Genomic DNA, 21,632 nt, shown 5'->3' with positions numbered 1-21,632 from the left:
TTAACGTCGTAGAAATGACAATCGAAACACTACAGAGCGTCAAGAAGAATAAGATCTTTTTTCGCATGGAGCTGATACACCTCACTTGATAGTTTTTTAAATCTTTCCTGCAGTTTTTGATCCGCGAAATCCCTATACTCCTCAAAAAGAGTCATACAAGCAATTATATTTTTACTGCTGTTGATCGTAATTGATATTTCCAAGCTTTTCAGTACAGTGTTTAAAGCGTTCTCATTACTCTTTCTTTGATTGAAATGATATATTGCAAGGTCAATGAGGAATTGCGCATAGCTCTCTTTTAGAATGGTCTGCTTGTATTCGCCAAACTCTGTCTTGCTGGTTTCATAAGGTATGTATGGCGCGAACCGCTCCAAGATGCTATCGACATTAAGCTTAAATACATTCGCCGCTTGAACGATATAACGCACTGCAATAAATATTTCATTCTCCTGAAGCGCTATATAATTAGCGTACTCATCTATTACATCCAATTCTCCAGACATTAACCGGTACAGATAGGTGTTAGCAACAGCCCATGTTGAAAATTGTGCAATGATCTGCCTGGATTGCTCATTGTTCTCCCGAACCCAGCGTTCACCATTTGCATACAATTTCACAAAGGATAATGCCTGCTTGTAGTCGCCGCACTCTTCGCTGGAAGTTGCTCTAGCTAAGTTAGCGTACAGGATATAATAGTAGAAAGGACGTTCGGGACACTTCAACCCTTCATCTATTGTGTCAGATCGGCGGCTTTCCAGCTCATATTGAACGGATGCAATGCGGTGCATTTCTTTAGCGAGATCGTCTACTCTCTTCCACTTGTGTACCAAACCATAAATATGCATTAGCTGTTTCATTGCATCGAGCTGATCGGCTGCGTCTAAGCGGTTTACATACAACTCAAATTGAGTAGCTGCACGTAGCTTCTCCTCCAGATCCTCTTGTTCTTCTACTTCAATCCGAAACAAACGGTACTGACAAAACGCTAACCGTTCGGAATGCTGATACTTTTCGGCTTCGCTCACACCCTGATACAGTATCCTTGCAGCTTGGCGTTTATTGTCCCAATAAAAATGTTCAGCGAATTCAAACAGTACAGAGGCATAAGACAAATCCTCCAGCAGACGGTTCACAACCTGTTCAAGACAATCCAAACGATCTAATTCTGCACATCGGAAAATAAAGGGTCGTATCCGCCGCATGGAGACTACAAAAGAGAAGCATTCCTCTATGTAGTCTTCAAAAAAATAGTCTTCCGGCAGCTTCATTCCAGCAGTAATTGCAACAAGTTGTGCCATAGAGATTGGATGGTTGCCTTTTAAAATCCGGCTGAGCGTACCTGAATTGATACCCGATAACTCGGCAAAATGTGAATGTATCATTTGATTTCTGTTCATATACGCTAGTAGTTCTTCCCGGATAGAATTTACCGATCCCAAACCATTACACCTCCTTCCATAAAATAGGATTAAAAGCTTGCGCATAGTTGATACTAAGATTGAATCGAACATCGGTCAATATAAAGGGATATTTTCCTATTTAACCCGTTTACATCTATTATTATATACTGAAAAATTCATAACGCAATATATTTCGTGTATTATAAGGCGTTAAATTAACTTCTTTCCTCCCCTATCATAAAAACATACCGAAAAGTTGAGGGAGATATTGCATTTTGAGGATAAAGGATGCACGGAAAGCCGCAGGGTATACCCAAGAATCCATCGTACATCAGATTAACGACACCATGAAATGCACCTTGCGCAACTACCAGAATATTGAGTATGGTGTGGTACTCCCGAATGTTACATTGGCGCTTCTAATCAGTCACTTGTTTGGTGTTGATCCCCGTGAAGTAGATGAATGGAAATACTCAAATCACAGTGCAGATGCGCAAAAAAATGGCAATTGAATTGCCCATTGTCATATTTTTTCACGGCAAAAGGTTCATTTATAAGAAAAAACCACCCGTGAAGGTTCTACACCTTCATTGGTGGTTTTTCTTTTCTCTCCACGTTAACCGATCGTCTCAATAATAACATTCTCTCCGAAATCATCACTTACAAGAATTTCAATTAATTTAGACGCGGTGTATTCCGGCGATTGCAGCTTCCCTTCTTCAGATAGCTGAATGAATTCATTGACATAGGGGAACAGCTCAGTGGATACAGACCGTATTTCCGATTGCAAGCTTGTATCGATCATGCCGGGATATACTGCTGCTGCTTTTGCCGGATAGGTAGCGAGCTTCTGTTCTATGTCTATACACTTGGTAAAAGAGTCTAAACCAGCTTTGGCAGTACTGTAGGCGCTTTGTGAAGGTAATATGTATTTCGCAGAAGCTGAGGAGATATTCAGGATTCTTTTGTCCACATTCATATGCTTAGTCAGCTTTAGATAGTTGGAGGTGATTACCATCGGCGCTAACAGATTTAAGTGGATATTCTCGATTATTTTCTCCGTTTCCAGCATTTCTATTGGGCTTACAGGAGTCAGCATGGCGGCATTATTGATCAGATATATGGCTTCATTGCTGGAACGAAGCTCAATTCGGCTGAAAATATTTTCGACAAGCTGATCGATACCGCTGATGTCCGTTAAATCATAATGGAAATAATCCATTTGACAATCCAGTTGCTTCGCTCGCTCAATGAGTCCTTGGTTAGCCGTTCTGGATATACATATCAGATGGTGGGACGGGTCGATTAATTGATTAGCCAGGGATTCACCGATTCCTCTGGATGTACCTGTAATAATAATATGTTTCAAGTGTATCTGCCCCCTGTAAGTTATTGGTGATCTTCACGAAGTATCATTCTTCGGACAGCCTCTTCCCAAATCAGCTCATATTCGAGGTCCATCTTCATCATCTTGCATCTGGACAAATTATCTATAAGCAAGGCAAGAATGGCTGCGTTAACCCCGATGGTTGAAGAAGCAATAAGCCCGAATTCAGCGCCCTTGGACAGAAGTTGCACAAAACCGGTTACAAAATCTTCTTGGATTCTCAAGAATGGGACTCTAAATTGTTCATCCCGTTCAGCCAGCATCGCAAACTCACTCAGCACCCTTAATGTGGAACGATACTCTTCCCCGCCGCTTGGCAGCATGCTTAGACCACCGCTGAGTAATATTTCTGCAAAATTGTCTTTATTGGCGGATTCCGTATCAAAGTACGCTGTAAAATGATGATCCCGGAAAATATGCTCAAAGGTCCGGCTGATCAGCTCTTCTTTTGTAGCAAAATGATAATAAATAGAGGATTTGGTGATCCCCACTTTTTTTGAAATCATACCCAAACTCGTTTTCTCTATCCCACATTCAGCAAAAAGCTCAAATGCTGCCTGAATGATGTAACTGGATGTAATCTCTTTTTTCTTGATAACCCTCAGGCTCCCTTCGATTGAATTAATGTCATTATAAGGATTAACCTAATGAAATGTCAATAATTTAACGACCGATCGTTCAAAAAAATTACACATAAAATAACCACCTGCAAGGATGCAGGTGGTTATTCTGCTAAATAACGCCTATGCTTATTTAAATAGACAAGAATGTATATGTTCCGGGGTCCCCGCAAAGTACCTGAATAGACATCGAAGCTAAAACCCCACTTTGTGGGGGGATTTTACCGGGAAATACACCTGATAAGGCTCGTACCCGATATCCCGGATTCTTCTGAGCTGGATGCCCGGGTCCTGACGGGTGGTCTTGAAGAAGTAACGCCAGCTCCCCCACTCCCGTTCGTTCTCCATAATGATCTCACCGGCTGCATTCGCTAATGGGGTGTAGAGAATCCGTTCGTTCTCGGTGATGCCGGCCAGTACTTCCGGGCCATAGCGGAACGCGCCGGTCTGCTCGTCGTCGGGCAGAGGGATGAACCGGATGCCTACCGGCAGAATGATGCTGATCCGGTCGCCGTCCTGCCAGTTCCGCAGTATCGTGTAGAAGGCGGAGTGATCCGCAGACTTCCCGTGCAGCTCGCCGTTCACATAGATCACGGCTTCTGACATGATCCAGTCTGGAATCCGCAGATGGACGGCAAACTCGCTGGCAGAGCTGGTATGGACGGTGAAGTCATATTTTCTGTAATCCGGCATGTTCTCATGAAGTGCAGTAATCTCATTCAGCTCCTGCTGTCCGGCCGTATTCGAGGAGTTCAGCATGCTTCCGCTCATATGATCCTGGGTTTGCTGAATCCGAACATTCACTCCGTGGATCTCGGTGGTCAGCTCCGAGCGGAAATACTGGCAGACATATAGTTCGTCCTGCTCCTGATAATAGATCCCTCTATTCAGCGCCGCATTGGCCTGGACCATCGTTCCATGGCAGCAGAAGAAGCTGTCTGTCTCCGTGCTCCAGTCCTTCCGCAGCCCGGCCTTCATCGGCAGGAAGTAAGTCAGCAGCCCGGTTGCCGGATTACTGTGCTTGTTGCCGGTCAGATGGTATTCCTGGTAATAGGCCTGCGCCATAATCCCGTTGTACATATTATATTCAATATACTGCGCATAGGCCGGATTTGAAGTGTGCCGGAAAAGAAATTCTGCCAGACGGATCATATTATATACCGTACAATGCTCCTGATTCTTGTCTCCAAGGCGGGCCTTGATCTTCATCTTCGGCATCCACACTTCACCGGCCGTATTGCCGCCCGTTGCCAGTGTTCCCCGCTCGGTGACCGCACATTTCCAGTAGGCCGTAACGATATCCATCCAGCGCTGCTCGCCGGTGACCTCGTAAGCTCTGGCACAGCCGAGTACCTCAGGAATGGTCGTGTTGGCGTGCATGTTGGTCAGCGGGTCTTTATTTTCTAGTAACGGACGGAACAATCTGCTGCGGTAATACCGTTCCAGCAAAACAGTGTATTTTTCGTTCCCGGTTAGCTCCAGCAGATCGGCCCAAGCCTCCAGCATACCGCCTGTCTCCATATCCAGAATGTCATCGAACTTCTCCCTGGTGAAGGTACTGCTCCAGGCGACGAACCAGTCGGCGAAACGGTCTGCGATATCAAGTGCCTTCTGACTCCCGGTGAACTGATGCATATCGACAAGACCCATAAATAGCTTATGAATGTTATATTGCGGCGCCCAGATTGCCTTACCTTGAGCTACCCAGTGCAGATATTTCTCGGGAATCGGCGCGGCCCATTGTCCTCCGTTGTCCTTCTGGCATTCAGCCAGCTCGTCCAGAATGAGGTCGGCCTTCAGCTTGAGCTCCAGATCGCCCGTCTCATGATACCGGATCGCTGCCGCTGACAGCCAGTGTCCCAGGAAATGTCCGCGGATCTGGCAGACCGGCGTCTCCCAGCCCCCGTGCGCATCTTCCGGAATATCCCTGCCGTCATATCTTCCTGCCTCTACTTTATAGTTGAAAAGGAGATTATCATTCGTCAGTTTCATCAGATACCGGCGGTTGGCCTCTTCTCTGCGTTTCAAATCATGATCTTGAAGAACGACCTGTTTGCCCTTCAGTTCTCTCATTGCTACAGCCCCTTAATCTGGTGGATTAAATATTCAGTAGGTAGGATTTCACAATGAAAGTATATAGCAGCGCTTCCAACAATCCAATGATTAATACTCATATAAAGTTGATTCATACTGATGAGCGGTGAAAATCCGGGGACAAAGGCGACCGCTTCGCTTTTCCGCGGGTCATTCTGTATGGTGTCAATCCTCAATCTAACACTTTGAATTCTCTTTACAGGGGCGTCTAGGTCTGCTAAAATAACCAAATCCGATTGTGAACCTTAAATGATCATTTTGGTTGACAATTAAAAAAACAATTAACGGATGGTGATAATTTGTGATAACAGATTACGAACGGCTTGCTGCCATGAATAAGGATCACTTATGGCATCCTTTTACTCAAATGAAAGACTACAATGACTCTGATCCGCTCATTATTGAACGTGGCGAAGGCATTATGCTGTATGACGTTCAAGGACGCGCTTATTATGATGGTTTCTCATCCGTTTGGCTCAACGTACATGGACACAACGTGCCGGAGCTAAATCAGGCGATCACAGAACAGTTAGGGCGTGTCGCCCACTCTACCCTTCTCGGAATGGCCAATGTACCAGCAATCGAACTTGCAGAAAAGTTGGTGGGAATTACTCCGGAAGGATTAAATAAAGTGTTTTACTCAGATTCAGGAGCAACCGGTGTTGAGATCGCGATCAAAATGGCTTTTCAATACTGGCATAACAAGGGGATACGAGGTAAAACGAAGTTTATCACGATGAATCAAGCGTACCATGGAGATACAATTGGCGCGGTGAGTGTTGGTGCAATTCCTTTGTATCATGACGTGTTCCGCCCCATGTTATTTTCTTCGCACGTTATTCCTTATCCCTACGCTTATCGCCATGAGGGTGGTGAGACGAAGGCATTGGAAGCTACGCTAACTGCACTGCGTAATTTGCTTGAGACGAGGGCAGATGAGATTGCGGCTCTCATCGTGGAGCCGATTGTGCAAGGGGCTGGTGGCATCATTCTCATGCCTCCGGGTTGTTTAAGTCAGATGGCTAGGCTATGCCGCGAGCATGGTGTGCTGCTCATAGCTGACGAGGTGGCGACAGGTTTCGGTCGAACGGGCGCTATGTTCGCTTGTGAACTCGAAGATGTTTCACCAGATTTGATGGTGATTGGGAAAGGGTTGACTGGCGGCTATTTGCCAGTGGCAGCGACGCTTGCGACTGACGAGGTGTACGAGGCGTTTTATGCTGATTACCAAGAGCAGAAAACATTTTTCCACGGTCATTCTTACACAGGGAACCCGCTTGGTTGTGCCGTTGCTTTGGCTAGCTTGAAGCTGTTTGAAGAGCGCAACATGGTCGAAGGAGTAAGAGCAAAGGCATCATTTGTCGAGCATAAGCTCGCAGCGCTTAAAGACCGCCCGCACGTCGGTGAAATCCGACAAAAGGGACTGATGATCGGAATAGAACTTGTGCGGGATAAGGTTACACGAGAGCCATACGATTGGTCAGATCGAATCGGCGTTCGTACGAGTCAGCGGGCCAGAGAACTTGGCATGCTAACAAGACCACTCGGGAATGTGATTGTCTTCATCCCTCCGCTTGCCAGCAGTGAAGCTGAGTTGGATGCCATGATAAATATATTGACGGAATCGATACGCCAAGTCACCGAAGGTGGTTAAATTAGATGAACAAAGTGAACTGTGGACAGGTACGCGGATTATTTGTGACAGGTACGGACACAGGTGTAGGGAAGACTGTTGTAACGGCAGCCATTACCGCTATGCTCCGCGCTGAAGGGCTGAATGCCGGTGTCTGGAAGCCGATTCAGTCTGGTGCACCTCTTGGTAGTGGACTTACCGATGCTGAGCGACTGCTGAAAAGCACGGAAATCAATGAGCGGCCAGAGGCAGTCGCGCCATTTACATTTGAAGCTCCGCTTACGCCCATGCTTGCTGCCAAGCAGGCTGGTGTGACCCTTACGCTGAATGAGATAATCGCCTCTGGCTTACCGCTCACTAGACGATACGAAGTGCTGCTCATCGAAGGCGCGGGCGGCGTAGCTGTACCGCTGACCGAAGACGCCCTCATGGTGGATTTAATCTCGGAGCTTGGGATACCTGCTCTAATTGTAGCCCGTTCTGGCCTCGGGACCATTAACCACACACTTCTGACTGCATCATTCCTTCAGAATCGCGGCGTCCCCATTGTTGGGGTCATTTTAAATGATGGAGAACTAACAGAGCTGAATGACGATCCGAGTGTTACTACGAATGCACAACTAATTGAACAATACAGCAACCTTAAGGTACTCGGCCGGTTTCCACATTTGTACGCCGAAGCGACTTCAGAGACGTTGATACATACCGTACGAAACACAATACAATTCACGCCTATCAGAGAGGCATTTGCAGTTCAATATATGGGAGGATGATTGAGATGGAAACAGTTGCATCGGAGATGGAGTGGCAATCGCTATCCCAAAAAGCATTGCAGGGAGAATGTTTAACAATAGAGGAAGGGCTTGCTGTGCTGGAAGCGGACAACGATGAGATACTGCTACTCATGCAGGCTGCGTTTAAGGTGAGGAAACATTTTTACGGTAAAAAAGTGAAGCTGAATATGATCATCAATGCCAAAAGCGGCTTATGCCCTGAGGACTGCGGCTACTGCTCACAATCGATCATTTCCACGGCACCGGTTAAGAAATACACCCTGCTAGATAAAGACACGTTGCTATCAGGCGCACGTGAAGCGATGGCACGCAAAGCCGGAACCTATTGCATTGTAGCTGCTGGGAAGGGACCAACAGACAAGGAGCTAGATCAAGTAGTGGACGCGGTTAGAGAAATTCGTCATACAATGCCTCTAAAAATTTGCGCATGTCTGGGCATTCTCAAGGACGATCAAGCGAAACGTCTTGCAGAAGCTGGCGTACATCGTTACAACCATAACTTGAACACGAGCAGAGCTAATTACCCATCCATCACGACGACCCATACCTATGATCAACGTCTTGAAACCGTGGAGAAGGTAAAAACATACGGCATGTCCCCTTGCTCTGGTGTTATTATCGGCATGGGCGAGACAAATCAAGAAATTGTTGAAATGGCCTATGCACTTCGCGAACTAGATGCGGATTCGATTCCGATCAATTTCCTGAATGCGATACCGGGAACACCTCTGGAACATGCAGGCCGCACACCGTCTATGAAAGCGTTGAAGGTACTAGCTCTATTTCGTTTCATTTGTCCGTCTAAAGAAATCCGCGTGGCTGGTGGTCGTGAGGTCAACCTCCGTACACTGCAGCCTTTGTCACTGTTCGCCGCAAATTCACTATTTGTAGGTGATTATTTAACGACAGCGGGCCAAGACGTAACGGCTGATCATCAAATTATTGAGGATTTGGGATTTGAGATTGAATTAAATGCACTTTAAGGCGGTGTCGATCATGAACTGGATGGAAAAAGAACTTGAATTATTGTCTGATGCTTCGTTGGAGCGTTCCTTGCATGCAAGTAGTTCAGTATCGGGATCTCCTGGCTATACGGTGCGCGGAGAACAAGTGTTACTCAACTTGTCCTCCAATGACTATCTTGGACTCTCCCAGCATGCTGCCATAATGGAAGTGATGCGCGAGGCTCTGCTCACGGAAGCAGCTGGCTCAGGAGCTTCACGCCTAGTAACAGGCAACCGGTTGCCTTATGTTCGTCTTGAAGAGTCACTGGCCGATTGGCAGAACTGCGAAGCAGCGTTAGTATTTGCAAATGGCTATATGGCTAATTCTGGTGTAATTAGTGCGCTAATAGGCCGAGGAGATGTTGTTTTCAGCGATCAGTTGAACCATGCAAGCATTGTGGACGGCATTGTATTGAGCCGTGCGGAGCATGCTCGGTACCGTCATAACGATATGGAACATTTGCGTACACTATTGATTAAGTATCGTGATAAACGGCGTAAGCTGATTGTTACAGATGCTGTTTTCTCCATGGATGGCGACCAGGCGCGCTTACATGAACTCATTTCGCTCAAACGCGAATACGGGGCGATGCTTATGGTGGATGAGGCACATAGTGGGGGGATATACGGGGGGCGAGGCGAGGGATTATGCCATGAACTTGGGTTGCAAAATGATGTTGATATTCATATGGGAACATTCAGCAAATCGTTCGGTGTCTACGGCGCTTATATCTGTGGCAGCCGCACGCTAATTCGATGGCTGGTGAACAAGGCTAGACCACTCATATATTCAACAGCGCTGCCTCCTTCTATCGTAGCTGGTATTTCAAAGGCGTTAGCTTTGGTACAAGAGGAAAACTGGCGTCGAGAAAGGCTTTATGCGGCAAGCAGGTTATTTCGGTCCTCGCTTTGTGACGCCGGGTTTAACATCGGTGCCAGCGACTCGCCAATTGTACCTTTGATCGTAGGCGATAACGATGCGGCCTTACGGTTCAGTGGAGCGCTTGAAGAAGAGGGGGTCCTAGCGGTTGCCATCCGTCCGCCTACTGTTCCTGATGGCACAGCGCGCATTCGCTTCTCCTTGTCAGCCGTTCACACGGATAAGGAGTTGACCAATGCAGTCGCACGCATCCACAACATCGGACTTCGACTAGGGGTGTTGAGTCCATGATTGCATTGGATATTGATTCAGTTAAAACTCAGACGCAGACAAGCGGCACCATTTTATGGTTGTGCGGATGGAGTATGCCGGACGCGGTTTTCGATCGGCTTCGTGAGTTGCTGCCTGATTTTCATCATGTTTCTGTAGATTACAGTAATGCTGATACTCCAGAGAAAATATTGATCCAAACTGAAATAGCAGCTAAAAATGTTCTGAATTTGGATGGAGCGGCTTATAGGACAAGGGCTTCCTGCGGTCCGCTGTTGATAGCAGGTTGGTCTCTCGGAGGTTTACTTGCTCTGAGACTAGCGTCCAAAGGGTTCGCTGATGGCCTTTTGTTGTTCGCTGCAACGGCTCGATTTACTCGTTCAAAAGAAGAGATTGACCTCGGTTGGGTAGATACATACGTTAGGAAGATGATTACAGGGATTGTAAAGGATCGGCAAGCCGTTGAAACAAATTTCCGGCAGCTCATGTTTACGGAGGCAGAATGGGAGTCCGATATAGGCGAAAGCCTTCCCCCCATAGGTAGTTGGACAACTCCAGCGCTAATCGCAGGTCTTCAGATTTTGCGCAACGAGGATTGCTTGTCTCAACTGAAAAGCATCACTTGTCCGGTATTTCTTGTGCACGGGACTGAGGATAGTATTTGTCCTTACGGCGCCGCAACGGAGCTTATTGCCCAGTTACCTAAAGCAAAGTTATTCACGATACCTGCCTGCGGGCATGCCCCGTTCTTGGGAAAGGAAGATCATATAGCTGATGAACTGAGGAGATGGTGGCATGAGCAGTAGGATAAGTAATATTCGACGTCAATTTAACCGAAGTGCAAATTCGTATGACGCTCACGCTCAAGTTCAGCGTATAATGTCAGATCGCCTTGCAGGTTCTTTCATAGGGTGGAAGAACAAAGGTAACGTAGCCGGTCTCAATATTCTTGAGATCGGCTGCGGTACGGGGGCACTGACAGAGATTCTAATAAATGAATGGCCCAGTGCGAGTATTACTGCACTTGATATTGCGCCCGCGATGATCAAATTGGCTGAACAACGTGTCCTTTCAGCTGAAGCGAACATTATTGGAAAAATTACATCGGATCGTTTACGCCTTCTGCATGCTGATGTTGAAATGTGGGCGCCAGAAGCTCCGACAGCCTCGTTTGATCTCATCGTCTCCAACGCCTGCTTTCAATGGCTGAGCAATCCTAGGCAAACAATTGGTCAACTTCGGAGGATGCTTCGACCTGGAGGCATGCTAATATTCACGACATTCGGGCCTGATACTTTCTACGAAATGCATAGGGCTTTTAATGAAGTTTATCGAGCAAGCGGATTAGAGCCGCAGCGTCACGGACTGACTTTTCGATCGACAGACCAATGGACTAACTTGATGAAGGAATCAGGGTTCACAAATATCCAATATGAACGCTCGATTCAGACTGAAAAGTATGCTTCAGCAAGAGAGTTTCTTCACTCGGTAAAAGCGATGGGAGCCAGCACTTCAGAGGCTGTTACTATGGGTGGTCTCAGTGCGCGACACCTGTTCACCAACATGTATAAGGAATACGAGGGGAAGTTCAGCGTACAGGGAGGCGTTGCTGCCAGTTATGATCTTCTATTGATCCAAGCATTGACCGATAGGTAGATTAAGATAAGCTCTTTAACTGATAACAACAGCTCAATACGGCAGCCCAGTCTAGGACGAATACGTAAAAATAGTCTCAAACGGCTGCTTCCGTTCCCTGTATAAGCACTTCTACCAGCGCCTTAAGTGAATAATCTGAGGTGGAGCATAGCAGAATGCTTCCGGCATTCTGCGGCAGGTATGCGTCGTCATACGGGTTGCGCAGCACAAGGTTCAAGAGCGGCCCGGCGGCTGCAAGCTGCCGGGCAAGCTGTAGCTGCCCGCTGAACAGATGGGCGTTCAGTGTTCCCTGAATTACTACATGACCGGCAGCCTGTGCACATAAGGCCGCGATTTCAGCGGCTTCGGGCTTCATGCTGCAGTATTGCAACTGTACGGACAAGCCCTCTGCTTCCAGCATCGCGGCCAAACCGATGTCATTGCCGCCGGAGTTGTCGGCAATCGTAAGCTGCTCCTGCTGCGGCAAGATCAGCATATATGGGCGCGATGGAGACAGCGGCAGCAATTGCTGCGGATCGCGGCTGATCTTGACCGTGCGGCGTGCATATTGCAGGGCCGCCTCCTTCCAGCACTCCCGCGGAATGGGCCGGGCTGCCGCCTGTTATTGCTGGAATTTCCCATAGAGGCGGTGGATGCGGTTGACCGATTCGTCAATTCTGGACTCTTCGATGACGCCGTCCAGAACAGCCTTGCGGATGCCTTCTATCACCCGCTCCTGGTATTCCGGGGTATGACACATCAGAATCATGTCATTGCCGGCCAGCACAGCCAGTACGCCCACCTCATCCGGGTTGAAATTCTTCTTGATCGCGCCCATCTCAATATCATCCGTGCAGATGATACCCTCGAAGCCCAGCCTGCTGCGCAGTAAGTCTCCGGCAAAGAAGGGGCTCAGTGAAGCAGGCAGTCCTGCCGACTCGGGAATGTTAGGAAAGACGAGATGACCCATCATGATTGAATCGGCCCCGGCTTCGATGGCAGCGATGAATGGCAACAGCGGCCCGTTCATTAATTCCTCTATTGTGAGTTCGCACTCTGGCAGGACAACGTGGGAATCCCCGCTGACTTGTCCATGGCCGGGGAAATGTTTGGCCGTGACCGCCACGCCTGCCTCATGCATTCCGCGGATATATGCCTTACCGAAGGCGGCAACCCATTCAGGGTCTTCGCCGAAGGAGCGCACCCCTACAACCGGATTGTCTATATTCGTATTCACATCCAGCACTGGCGCCCAATTCATCGGGATGCCCAGCGCGTGGAGCTGGCTGCCGATGATTTTACCCTGGAGATAGGCGGTCTCGGCATCCAGGCTTAATCCGGCAGCACGGTTGCCGGGAATGTATGGATAGAAGGTCTTGAACTTGGAGAGCGTGCCTCCCTCCTCATCGATCGAGACATAGTAAGGCTGCGGAATGCCGGAGTCTCCGGCAATGGCCTGCACCTCCTCCATCAGCTTCAGCGTCTGCTGCTCATCCTTAACATTATGGGGGAACAAGCCGATCCCCCCGAACCGGTTCTGAGACATCCGTTCACGGAAGTCAGGCTCTGCTGCTGTGGAGGGGGTGCCAACTACGCACATTAACGCTATTTTGTCCTCCAGACTCATGGCTGCCGGAGCTTGTGGTGAATTCACTTCATTCAGCTGCATAACTGTTCCATCCTCCTGTCGGTTTGTTTGCTAACCCTCGCTGTGGACAAGGCCCAGCTCCTGATAGAGCGTCCGCTCCAGATAATCATGCAGATAGAAGCGCGATTTCACGAAATGCTCGGCCATATCCCGGGGCTGGTATTGCAAAAGCGCCTCCAGCATCCGGGGCCGGACGGCTTCGCGTCCGTTATGGTTACGGGTGTAATTGTTCAGCAGCGAGCGCCATTCCGCGCTGTCGCCCGGGTACAGCTCCCAGCGGTAGGCATACTTGTGAATCGCCCTGGAGCGGTCCGTTGCTACCTCGAAATCATGCATAATTGCGATTAGCTCGGCGTAATCCTTATTCCTCTGCACATGCTCCCTTATCTTCCAGATGATATCGTAGTAATCCTCTAATTGGTAATTTCCCAGCCGCGCATGACCCGTCTCTGGAGTTATACCATGGAACAGCTCCAGGAAGCGGTCGATGAAGGTATCGGCATCTGCCCGCCGGTTCCAGGCGAGATCGGCATGAAGCAGCATCGGATACCAGGTCGTCTCGAATACGCCATAAGGAACGCCAAGGCTGAACGGCCCGGTCCAGTTCGTAGCGACCATACAGCGGATATCCAGCTGCTCTGCGGTCTTTGCCCACTGGAGCAGATTGTCGGTCCTGTTATCAATGACCGGGTAGTTCTGATGCTCCGCCCAGTCGAAGCTGCGGACTGCCGGTGCACCCATCACCTCAATGCCGAGCGCCCTGAACTTATGGGTCAAGGAGGTGACCTCAGCTTGTATGTTGCGCCCGTTATAGATCCAGATCATCGCTGCGCTGCGCGGATCAAGCTTCGCCAGCTCTTCGGGCGGGCATTTGTCCAGCATGTCATGCCAAAAGATTGGCTGCCTTCCCCGGCTGGCCGTGAATTCAATCAGGCGGTTCAGGAAGGAGATGAAGGCCCGTTCCCGTACGCCGCCGAATTCCTTCCGGCACGCTTCACATTCACACAGGCTATACACCTCGTCACAGCCGAGATGGATATAACGTGATCCGGGATGGGCATCCATCATCTCCGCCAGCATGCCGGTAATCAGTTCATACGTCTGCGGATGGGACGGGCAGATTTCGCCGGTAGATTCCTCGGTCTCCCGCAGATGCTTCCAGGCATCATGGCGCAGCACATACTCCAGATGGCCGAAGCTCTGCTGCAGCGGAATAATCTCGATATAATGCTCATGGGCAGCAGCCTGAAGCGCCTCCAGCTCTTCCCGGCTAAGCGCGTGCTGCGGATGGACGAATTCCCGGTGCGTGCTGAACGGGAACTTGTCCTCGTATTCAATGAGCACAGCGTTCGTCTTGTAACGGGAGAATTCAGCCAGATAATCGATCAGCCGCTCCGGCTTCGAGAAGGTCTGGCGCAGATCGAAATTCATCACTCGCAGCTCCGTATCGGGCCAATCGGTAATGGACACCGCGGGAATCTCGCCACCGCCGTGCAGGCTCTGCAATTGCAGCAGTGTCTGCAAGCCGTAATAGAGTCCGGGGGCGTCCAGTGCGCGGATTACGGCTCCGCTTGCGCTAATCTCCAGAATGTAGCCTTCCGCCCGGCCCTTCAGCACGGACAGGTCGGCCTTAGTAGGCTTAGAAGTCGAACCCTTGCCGTTATACAGAACGGCTTCTCCAGACGATGCCTGCGCTGAAGTGCTCTCAGTCCCCTCCGTTCCCTCGATTCTCACAATCTCCTCAATCAGCAGCGAGTATCCCTCACCTGCTCGGGGGGCGGTCGTGGTGACTTCCCGGCCGGGAAAAGCCCGCCGGCAATGAAGCACCAGCCGGGGGTCTCCCACTTCCATAGCCAGTTGCAGACGGACTTCCCCGCCTGCCCGCCATGGCCTCTTGTCTGTAATTCTCACCTGCTTCGGCTCGGGTATCAAGCTTAGCATCGCACTCTCCTCCTCTTACAACGTCAGGTTTAATTTTATGGATTGGATCAGTAAGGCGAAACCAGCTACGATTGTGTTCGGTTTTTCGATTACATTGAGCCCACGCGCCGCGTCCGGTCGCAATGTGTTCGGTTTTTCGACTACATTGGGCCTACTCACCGTCCCCGGTCGCAATGTGTTCGGTTTTTCGATTACATTTGGCCCATGCGCCGCGTCCGATCGCAATGTGTTCGGTTTTTCGACTACATTGGGCCGGATGGCCTCATTATGACCACTCCACTACATTTATTTCTGATTGTTCTGTACGAACGCAACGTTCTGCTGTCCCGTTATGAAATGTGAAATGGAGTCAGTTCTTTAATTCTGTTACTCTCCTAGTCCTTCTTGGCCGCTGTAATCCGGCCGTTCTTCCATACCGCTTGAATCTCCAGGTCTCCGCCGCCGACTTTGCGGAAGCCGATCAGATCCGCAGGCGAACCGGCGGTAAGCCCGGCAGCCTGCGGGAGCCCCAGCAGCCGGGCCGGGTGAAGCGAGGCGCAGTCGAGCGCGTCCTCCAGCGGCACCAGCCCGGCCCGGGCCAGGTAGGACACCTGGTCCGGGAGCATCATGGCCGATCCGGCCAGCAGCCGCGGATGGCCCGCCAGATGCAGCCGCCCCTCCGGCGTCAGCACCACGTCGCCGCCGATATGCAGCCGGTAGGCACCCGGCGCCATGCCGCTCAGCGAGACGGCATCGCTGACCAGAATCGCCCGGCTCTGCTTCACCCGCAGAATCACCTTCAGCAGCGCATCCGGCAGATGGCAGCCGTCGGCAATCATGCAGCCATACAGCTCATCGGCAGCCAGCTGCTCCCACAGATAATGGGGATGGCGCGGAAGTGTAAGATGTGTACCGTTGCCCAGATGAGTAGACATCACCGCGCCTGCGGCCACTGCTTGCCGGATCTGCTCCGTTGAGGCGGCTGTGTGTCCGATGGAGACCCGGACGCCGGAAGCGGTGCATCTGGAGATGAAGGCTGCAGCTCCCGGCCATTCGGGCGACACGGTGATGATCCTGATCAGTCCCTCCGCCGCTTCCTGCCAGCGGCAGAAGGACTCCCAGTCAGGCGGGCAGATATGCTCTAGGGGATGCGCCCCGCGCGGACCGTCCTCCGGCGACAGGAAGGGCCCCTCCAGATGGATGCCTGCAATCTGCCCGGCGATAACCGGCTGTGTCCGCACGGCTTCATCAATCGCGGATGCTGCCTGGGCAAGCTGGTCCGGCCCATTCGTAATCAGGGTCGGGCAATACGAGGTGACTCCCCGGGTCAGCAGGCGGCGCGAGAGTCCGGCTACGGTCTCCGGCTTAAGCGGAAGCGTGTTCAGGTCCAGCCCCCAGCCGCCATTCACCTGCAAATCTATCAGCCCCGGCGCAAGCCAGGGCCAATCGTTCATATGCTGACTCTCGGCCAGCGTATGAACGGCTTCAATGACACCATCGTTAACGTGGACCTCAAGCGGCAGGCCGGTTCTGTAATGTCTTCCCGAGATCACACCATTCATGAGCCGAAGGCATCCAGGTCCGTGAACAGCGTAATGGAGGGATGAGTCCGTAGGATGCTCGCCGGGCACACGGTACTGAGCGGGCCATGAAGCGCCGCCTGCAATGCAGCCTGCTTGGCCTTCCCGGGAACAATGGCGAACAGATGGTGACCTGCCATCAAGGCGGGCACGGTCAGTGTAAGCGCATGGGTAGGTACATCGTCCAGGCTGGCGAAGCAGCCGTCATTCACCTGCTGCGTCCGGCAGTCTTCGTCTAATTCGACTGCTTTCACAAGAAACGGATCGGCAAAATCGGCTACAGGCGGATCATTGAACGCAACATGCCCGTTCTCCCCGATCCCCAGACAGACGATATCAATAGGAGCTTCATTCAGCAGCGCCGCGTATCTCCGGCACTCCTCTTCAATATTGCCCGTCCAGCCCAGCAGCTCAATCCGTCCGGGATTGACTATGCTGAACAACCGTTCCTGCAAGTAGTTTCCGAAGCGCTGGGGAGCGACTGCCGGCAGCCCGATATATTCATCCATATGAAAAGCATGCACCCGGGACCAGTCAATCCCCTGCTCTCTAACCAGTCCCTCATACAACTCATTCTGTGACGGAGCTGCGGCAAATACAATGCGGACCGGAGCCTGGGACTTCCCCTGCAAGTCTCTGATGCTCTGCCCGACCGCTCCTGCCGCTGCTGCTCCCATTTGGCTGCGCTGGTTATAGACCAGAACGCGTATACGCTCCACTAGATGCCCTGCCGCCGGAATCAACGTCTCTTCCATGATGAACCCTCTCCTCCTTATAGGGGCGGAAGTGACCGCCCCTTCTCTAATAGATTCCGCTGTTCACCAGCAGATATGGCTTGTTATCCGAATTCTTTGAACTGGCCAGCGATACAACAATGCCGGAAGTGTTGGGGTCGCTCCACTGAAAGGTCGGCGTAAGTCCAGCCGCCGCTGCCGCGACAACATAAGCGGTCACATCGGCGCTGTACCACCCGCCCCCGGTGACCCGGACTGTTCCGAGATTCGCTCCGCCGGTGACAGGGCGGTTATTCCAGGTGATGCCGCTCTCGGTCCACTGCGCACTGGTGTACCCTTTTAGTGCAAGTGTAACCGGGGAAGCCGGGGGAGCAGTGACATACACATTCAGGGTTACGGACTGCACCGCCGTCCCAGAGAGATTAAGATCGGCCTTCATGAAGGCGATGCGGTCCCCTCCGCCCAGTGCGTTCGGAAGGTCGGCGACCTCCAGCACTGGCTCCTGACCGAAATTAGCGGAGGGCTGGTGCTCATGGACAAAGGCATCCATGGTCACCGGGATCACCGGATCTGCCGTCTGACTTCTCTCGATATGCAGCAGATAGAGATCTGCGGTTCCATCCTCGTGGTACACCAGGACCGAGACATCAGCAGGCTCTGAACCGATCGTAACGGATGCGGCTGTTCCCGATGCCACGGGCAGTCCGTTAACCCGCAATGCATCCGACGCCTTGGCGGTAACCGGTGTGACCTGCAGCGAAGTTACATTGCTGTTGACTGTTACGGTATAGGATTTGTCACTGGCGGCAAAAGGCTTGTCCCAGCTGCCTGACGATAGGGTTAATCCGCTAAGCCCTCCATGCGGCAGCAGCGCGGTGGTGTGCGGAAGGTCATGGGCGCTGGCATAATAATAACCGGCTGCCTGTACTCTTCGCGGCTCGAATCCGGCTTGCCGATCGCCTCGGCGTAGGCCAGCTCACCGGCAGCTCCGGCAATGATGCCGGCGGTTCCGTCTGCGGAATCCCGGTAATCCATGATGGAGATATAATCGGAGATATCCTGGATATGCTCAGACAACCATTTCGTTGTACCGTTCCACTGGATATTCGCCCCCTGCTCGGATGAATCGTACCATTTGGGCACAGCCGGTCCGAAGGGCAGCTGTATCCCTGCTGTATCGCGGCGGTCAATCATTTTACGCAGGCCATCCAGGTACTCCATTTGCAGGAATTTGCTTGGATCTTTGAAGTCCGGGGATATATACGGCTCGATGTCCACATTGATTCCATCGAACTTCTCATCCGCATCCACCGCAAGATTGTAGTTGATAATCTGTTCGATCTCCCGGACAGCATGACTATGGTAGCGCTCATAAGCACCCATATAAGCCGGGGAGGTTCCGCCCGCGACAAGGGCATGGACGCTTAAGTTCCGCTCATGCGCCCAGCGCATGAAGGAGCGCAGCTCATCCTCCTGCTCCTCCAGCGCCCGGTAGCCCGCGTAGTTGCCCACAGCCAGATACAGCGTCGTCACCGGCTTTGATCCGAAGGTTGCGGTGTCCGTAACGAAGGACTCCAGCACCTCCCGCGAACCCGGATTCAGCAGCAGCTTATAGCTTTCCGGCTCCCAAATCCACATGGCCCGGTCCTGATCGGGCAGAGGAACCGCCGGCTCATGCGTGCCGGCACCGACCTGCGCATAGACGGTCGGGCTGTAGCCGTAGCGTCCGGGCGCATTCGTGGCCCGGGCCTCCAGGCTGATCGTGCGGTCACCGATGCCCGCCGTATTCCAGACATATACATATTCCGTGCCGTTATAAGCGGCCTGCTGCCACGGTCCCCGGTTCACCCGGACCTGCACGGCCGAGACCGGCAAGGATGATTGCGCCTGGACGGTGATATTCACCTGTCCGCTTAAGGACACGCCTTCGTCCGGACCCGTAATCGTCACCACTGGCGCAACACCTGCGGGGTTGTTCACCTCAAGGGTGACAGACGGACTCCACACCCCGTAGCGGGTGGTGGTATCCAGCCCGCGTGCCACCAGCTCCACTGAACCGTTGTAACGGGAGGTGTCGAGCGTATAAGACCAACTGCCGCTGTCATCCCCGTCCGGGTCATCCAGCAGCACCTCGAACTGGGCCGTCCCGTTCACATACAACCGGACATCATACAGTCCGGTATAGGTGCCGCTGACCTCCACCGGCCCTCCGGAGGAACCATATCCCCCGGGCGGTTCATCCAGTGTAAGGGTGCCTGCGGCCCGGGCTGTGCCCGGGACCGCCACTGCTGAAATAACCAGAATCAGACTTACCACCCACAGAATCCATCCAAGCCGTTTGCCAAAGCCTTGCAGCCATTGCTTCATAAGCGGCGCCTCCTTTAATGGTCAAGCGATTACCATGAATGCCTTGCCTGTGCTTCTGCGGTTCTGCCCTGTAATTAGTTGCTGCTTAATTGAATATTCTGCACGCGGTCATACGCTTCCTTATACGTCTCCAGCAGCTTGTCTACGCCCAGATTGTTCATTTCCTCCACATATTTATCCCAGTCGGCCAGCTTGCGGGAGCCGGTGACGAACTTCGCGAAGCTCTCGTCGCGGTGCTTCTTGATCGCCTGCCCGGTGATCGAGATGACTTCATTCTCCTTCTCCGTGAAGGCCGGACGCGGCTGCATATTGGCCGGATCATAGTTGACGGCTTCTTCATAGGCGTGCTTCAGGTCCTCCGAGAACAGGGACAGATGGGCGTCGAAGTCAATCCAGGTATAGGTTCCGCTGGTCTGCAGCCCCGTCTGCTTCCGCATCTCAATGACATCGGTGAATTCCGGCTTGAACTTGATCGCGCTGCCTTCCTTCACATACGTCTCGCCTTCCACGCCCCAGCTGCTGAGCGTCCGCCCGTCTTCCGAATAGAAAAAGTCCATGTAACTCATGATGTCTTCGATATTCTTGGAGGTGGAAGCGACCGTCAGTCCGCCCTCCATATAATGAAAATAAGGATTCAGCTGTTTACCGCCGGGAAGCCCGGCAGGAGGAGCCATGAACTGCATATTGAACTCAGGATTCTCCTTGCGCATCGCATTATTGAAGAAGTCCACCCGGCTGATGTAATCAACTGTCACGAACGACTTGCCGGTGGAGACCATATCCTGCCACTGCTTGGTCTGTAAGGAGAGGAAGTCCGGCGGAATCAGCCCTTCATCATAGAACTGCTTCCATCTGCCGACCATCTCCTTGTAGCTCTCCTCCGTCGGACCATAACGCCATTCCTTTTTGTCAAAATCATAGTACGCCCCTTCCCCTGTCTCATAGTTAACGGTCATGCTCATATTCATCTCATCGGGGATCTGGCCGTAACGGACCGATAGCGGATAACTGTCCGGGTATTTCGCCTTGAGCGTCTTGAGGGCTGTATGCAGCTCTTCATAGGTGGCCGGAGCCTTGATGCCTTCCTTCTCAAAAACATCCTGGCGGTACATCCAGATCATGCGGTTCGTCTCCCCGAAGCCCTGGTTCGGGAACATATACATTTTGCCGTCGGCCGAGAGCGCCGCCTTCGCCTCATCCGGATATTGCTTCATCCATGCGCTCAAATTCGGCAGCTTGTCCATGTATTCCATCAGATCGATGAGTGCACCCTGCTGCCCGAACTTGTTCGATTCCTTGCGGTTGGGCATATACATCAGGTCCGGCAGGACATTGGAGGCTACCGCCAGGTTCAGCGCTTCGGCCAGCTTCCCGGAAGGCGTCTGCACCTCCAGAGTTACGCCGGTCTTGTCCTTGATCCAGCCCCAGACCGGCCAATCCTTGGAATAGGGGAAGGTGGCGTTGTTGTCCAGCAGTGCGGTGAAGGTGTGCTCCTGCTTCGCCCCGGCAGTGGCAGCGGCATCTCCGCCGGATGTACCAGTAGCAGCAGGCGGGGTGCTAGTGTTGTTGCCTCCGCTACAGCCCGTCACCAGCATGGCGGCAGTTACTAGGGGCAGCATTACAGACTTCCATTTGTTCATTCATCATCTCTCCCTTAAATGTAATT

Annotated in this window: 19 protein-coding genes; 7 read left to right on the top strand and 12 right to left on the bottom strand. The window is 51.7% G+C overall.

The window, feature by feature from the left end:
* Window positions 1-29 precede the first annotated feature (29 nt).
* Window positions 30-1,439: a helix-turn-helix transcriptional regulator gene (locus NST43_RS14700; RefSeq protein ID WP_339225068.1), complete on the bottom strand. Its 1,410-nt coding sequence runs from the start codon at window positions 1,437-1,439 to the stop codon at window positions 30-32.
* Window positions 1,440-1,675: 236 nt separating this feature from the next.
* Here NST43_RS14700 and NST43_RS14695 point away from each other — a divergent pair, with 236 nt between their 5' ends.
* Window positions 1,676-1,912 carry a helix-turn-helix transcriptional regulator gene (locus NST43_RS14695; protein WP_173137324.1) on the top strand — a complete coding sequence of 79 codons (237 nt, stop codon included), beginning with the start codon at window positions 1,676-1,678 and terminating at the stop codon, window positions 1,910-1,912.
* 104 nt (window positions 1,913-2,016) lie between these two features.
* On the opposite strand, the gene NST43_RS14690 is transcribed toward NST43_RS14695, so the two are convergent.
* From NST43_RS14690 to NST43_RS14680, 3 genes are all read right to left on the bottom strand, one after another.
* Complete coding sequence (locus NST43_RS14690; protein ID WP_339225067.1) at window positions 2,017-2,769, bottom strand: (S)-benzoin forming benzil reductase; 753 nt, start codon at window positions 2,767-2,769, stop codon at window positions 2,017-2,019.
* Window positions 2,770-2,789: 20 nt separating this feature from the next.
* Window positions 2,790-3,350, bottom strand: a complete 561-nt coding sequence (locus tag NST43_RS14685) for a TetR/AcrR family transcriptional regulator (RefSeq protein ID WP_339225425.1) — start codon at window positions 3,348-3,350, stop codon at window positions 2,790-2,792.
* A 252-nt stretch (window positions 3,351-3,602) separates the two neighbouring features.
* Window positions 3,603-5,480: a beta-L-arabinofuranosidase domain-containing protein gene (locus NST43_RS14680; RefSeq protein ID WP_339225066.1), complete on the bottom strand. Its 1,878-nt coding sequence runs from the start codon at window positions 5,478-5,480 to the stop codon at window positions 3,603-3,605.
* A 352-nt stretch (window positions 5,481-5,832) separates the two neighbouring features.
* On the opposite strand from NST43_RS14680, the gene bioA reads away from it, so the two are divergent.
* The 6 genes from bioA to bioC are packed head-to-tail and all read left to right on the top strand — an operon-like array spanning window position 5,833 to window position 11,738.
* Window positions 5,833-7,155 carry an adenosylmethionine--8-amino-7-oxononanoate transaminase gene (gene bioA / locus NST43_RS14675; protein ID WP_339225065.1) on the top strand — a complete coding sequence of 441 codons (1,323 nt, stop codon included), beginning with the start codon at window positions 5,833-5,835 and terminating at the stop codon, window positions 7,153-7,155.
* 5 nt (window positions 7,156-7,160) lie between these two features.
* On the top strand, window positions 7,161-7,907 hold the full coding sequence (gene bioD / locus NST43_RS14670; protein WP_339225064.1) for a dethiobiotin synthase: 747 nt from the start codon (window positions 7,161-7,163) through the stop codon (window positions 7,905-7,907).
* A 5-nt stretch (window positions 7,908-7,912) separates the two neighbouring features.
* Window positions 7,913-8,911, top strand: a complete 999-nt coding sequence (gene bioB, locus NST43_RS14665) for a biotin synthase BioB (RefSeq protein WP_339225063.1) — start codon at window positions 7,913-7,915, stop codon at window positions 8,909-8,911.
* Window positions 8,912-8,924: 13 nt separating this feature from the next.
* Entirely contained in the window at window positions 8,925-10,103 is a 1,179-nt protein-coding gene (bioF, locus tag NST43_RS14660; RefSeq protein ID WP_209990780.1) for an 8-amino-7-oxononanoate synthase, read from the top strand.
* A complete protein-coding gene (locus tag NST43_RS14655; protein ID WP_209990778.1) occupies window positions 10,100-10,888 on the top strand; it encodes an alpha/beta fold hydrolase in 789 nt (262 codons plus the stop codon). Before bioF ends, NST43_RS14655 begins: the two co-directional genes overlap by 4 nt.
* The gene (bioC, locus tag NST43_RS14650; RefSeq protein WP_339225062.1) at window positions 10,878-11,738 is read left to right on the top strand and encodes a malonyl-ACP O-methyltransferase BioC; all 861 of its coding nucleotides are present in this window, start codon (window positions 10,878-10,880) and stop codon (window positions 11,736-11,738) included. The genes NST43_RS14655 and bioC overlap by 11 nt, the downstream gene beginning before the upstream one ends.
* 76 nt (window positions 11,739-11,814) lie before the next feature.
* Here the strand turns inward: bioC and NST43_RS14645 are convergent, their stop codons facing one another.
* From NST43_RS14645 to NST43_RS14610, 8 genes are all read right to left on the bottom strand, one after another.
* Window positions 11,815-12,213: a hypothetical protein gene (locus NST43_RS14645; protein WP_339225061.1), complete on the bottom strand. Its 399-nt coding sequence runs from the start codon at window positions 12,211-12,213 to the stop codon at window positions 11,815-11,817.
* 126 nt (window positions 12,214-12,339) lie between these two features.
* Window positions 12,340-13,386: a glycoside hydrolase family 3 N-terminal domain-containing protein gene (locus NST43_RS14640; RefSeq protein WP_339225060.1), complete on the bottom strand. Its 1,047-nt coding sequence runs from the start codon at window positions 13,384-13,386 to the stop codon at window positions 12,340-12,342.
* Window positions 13,387-13,416: 30 nt separating this feature from the next.
* On the bottom strand, window positions 13,417-15,306 hold the full coding sequence (locus NST43_RS14635; protein WP_339225059.1) for a DUF4838 domain-containing protein: 1,890 nt from the start codon (window positions 15,304-15,306) through the stop codon (window positions 13,417-13,419).
* A 374-nt stretch (window positions 15,307-15,680) separates the two neighbouring features.
* On the bottom strand, window positions 15,681-16,847 hold the full coding sequence (locus NST43_RS14630) for an amidohydrolase family protein (protein ID WP_339225058.1): 1,167 nt from the start codon (window positions 16,845-16,847) through the stop codon (window positions 15,681-15,683).
* Window positions 16,844-17,620: a 6-phosphogluconolactonase gene (locus NST43_RS14625; RefSeq protein ID WP_339225057.1), complete on the bottom strand. Its 777-nt coding sequence runs from the start codon at window positions 17,618-17,620 to the stop codon at window positions 16,844-16,846. The genes NST43_RS14630 and NST43_RS14625 overlap by 4 nt, the downstream gene beginning before the upstream one ends.
* Window positions 17,621-17,666: 46 nt before the next feature.
* Window positions 17,667-18,467 carry a DNRLRE domain-containing protein gene (locus NST43_RS14620; RefSeq protein ID WP_339225424.1) on the bottom strand — a complete coding sequence of 267 codons (801 nt, stop codon included), beginning with the start codon at window positions 18,465-18,467 and terminating at the stop codon, window positions 17,667-17,669.
* Complete coding sequence (locus NST43_RS14615; protein ID WP_339225056.1) at window positions 18,440-19,966, bottom strand: Ig-like domain-containing protein; 1,527 nt, start codon at window positions 19,964-19,966, stop codon at window positions 18,440-18,442. The genes NST43_RS14620 and NST43_RS14615 overlap by 28 nt, the downstream gene beginning before the upstream one ends.
* Window positions 19,967-20,040: 74 nt before the next feature.
* Window positions 20,041-21,606, bottom strand: coding sequence for an extracellular solute-binding protein (locus NST43_RS14610; protein ID WP_339225055.1), 1,566 nt, complete (start codon window positions 21,604-21,606; stop codon window positions 20,041-20,043).
* Between the last annotated feature and the right edge of the window lie 26 nt (window positions 21,607-21,632).

This window comes from Paenibacillus sp. FSL H8-0332 (assembly GCF_037963835.1).
Lineage (GTDB): Bacteria > Bacillota > Bacilli > Paenibacillales > Paenibacillaceae > Paenibacillus_AQ > Paenibacillus_AQ rhizoplanae.
This window is presented reverse-complemented; position numbering and strand designations above follow the sequence as displayed.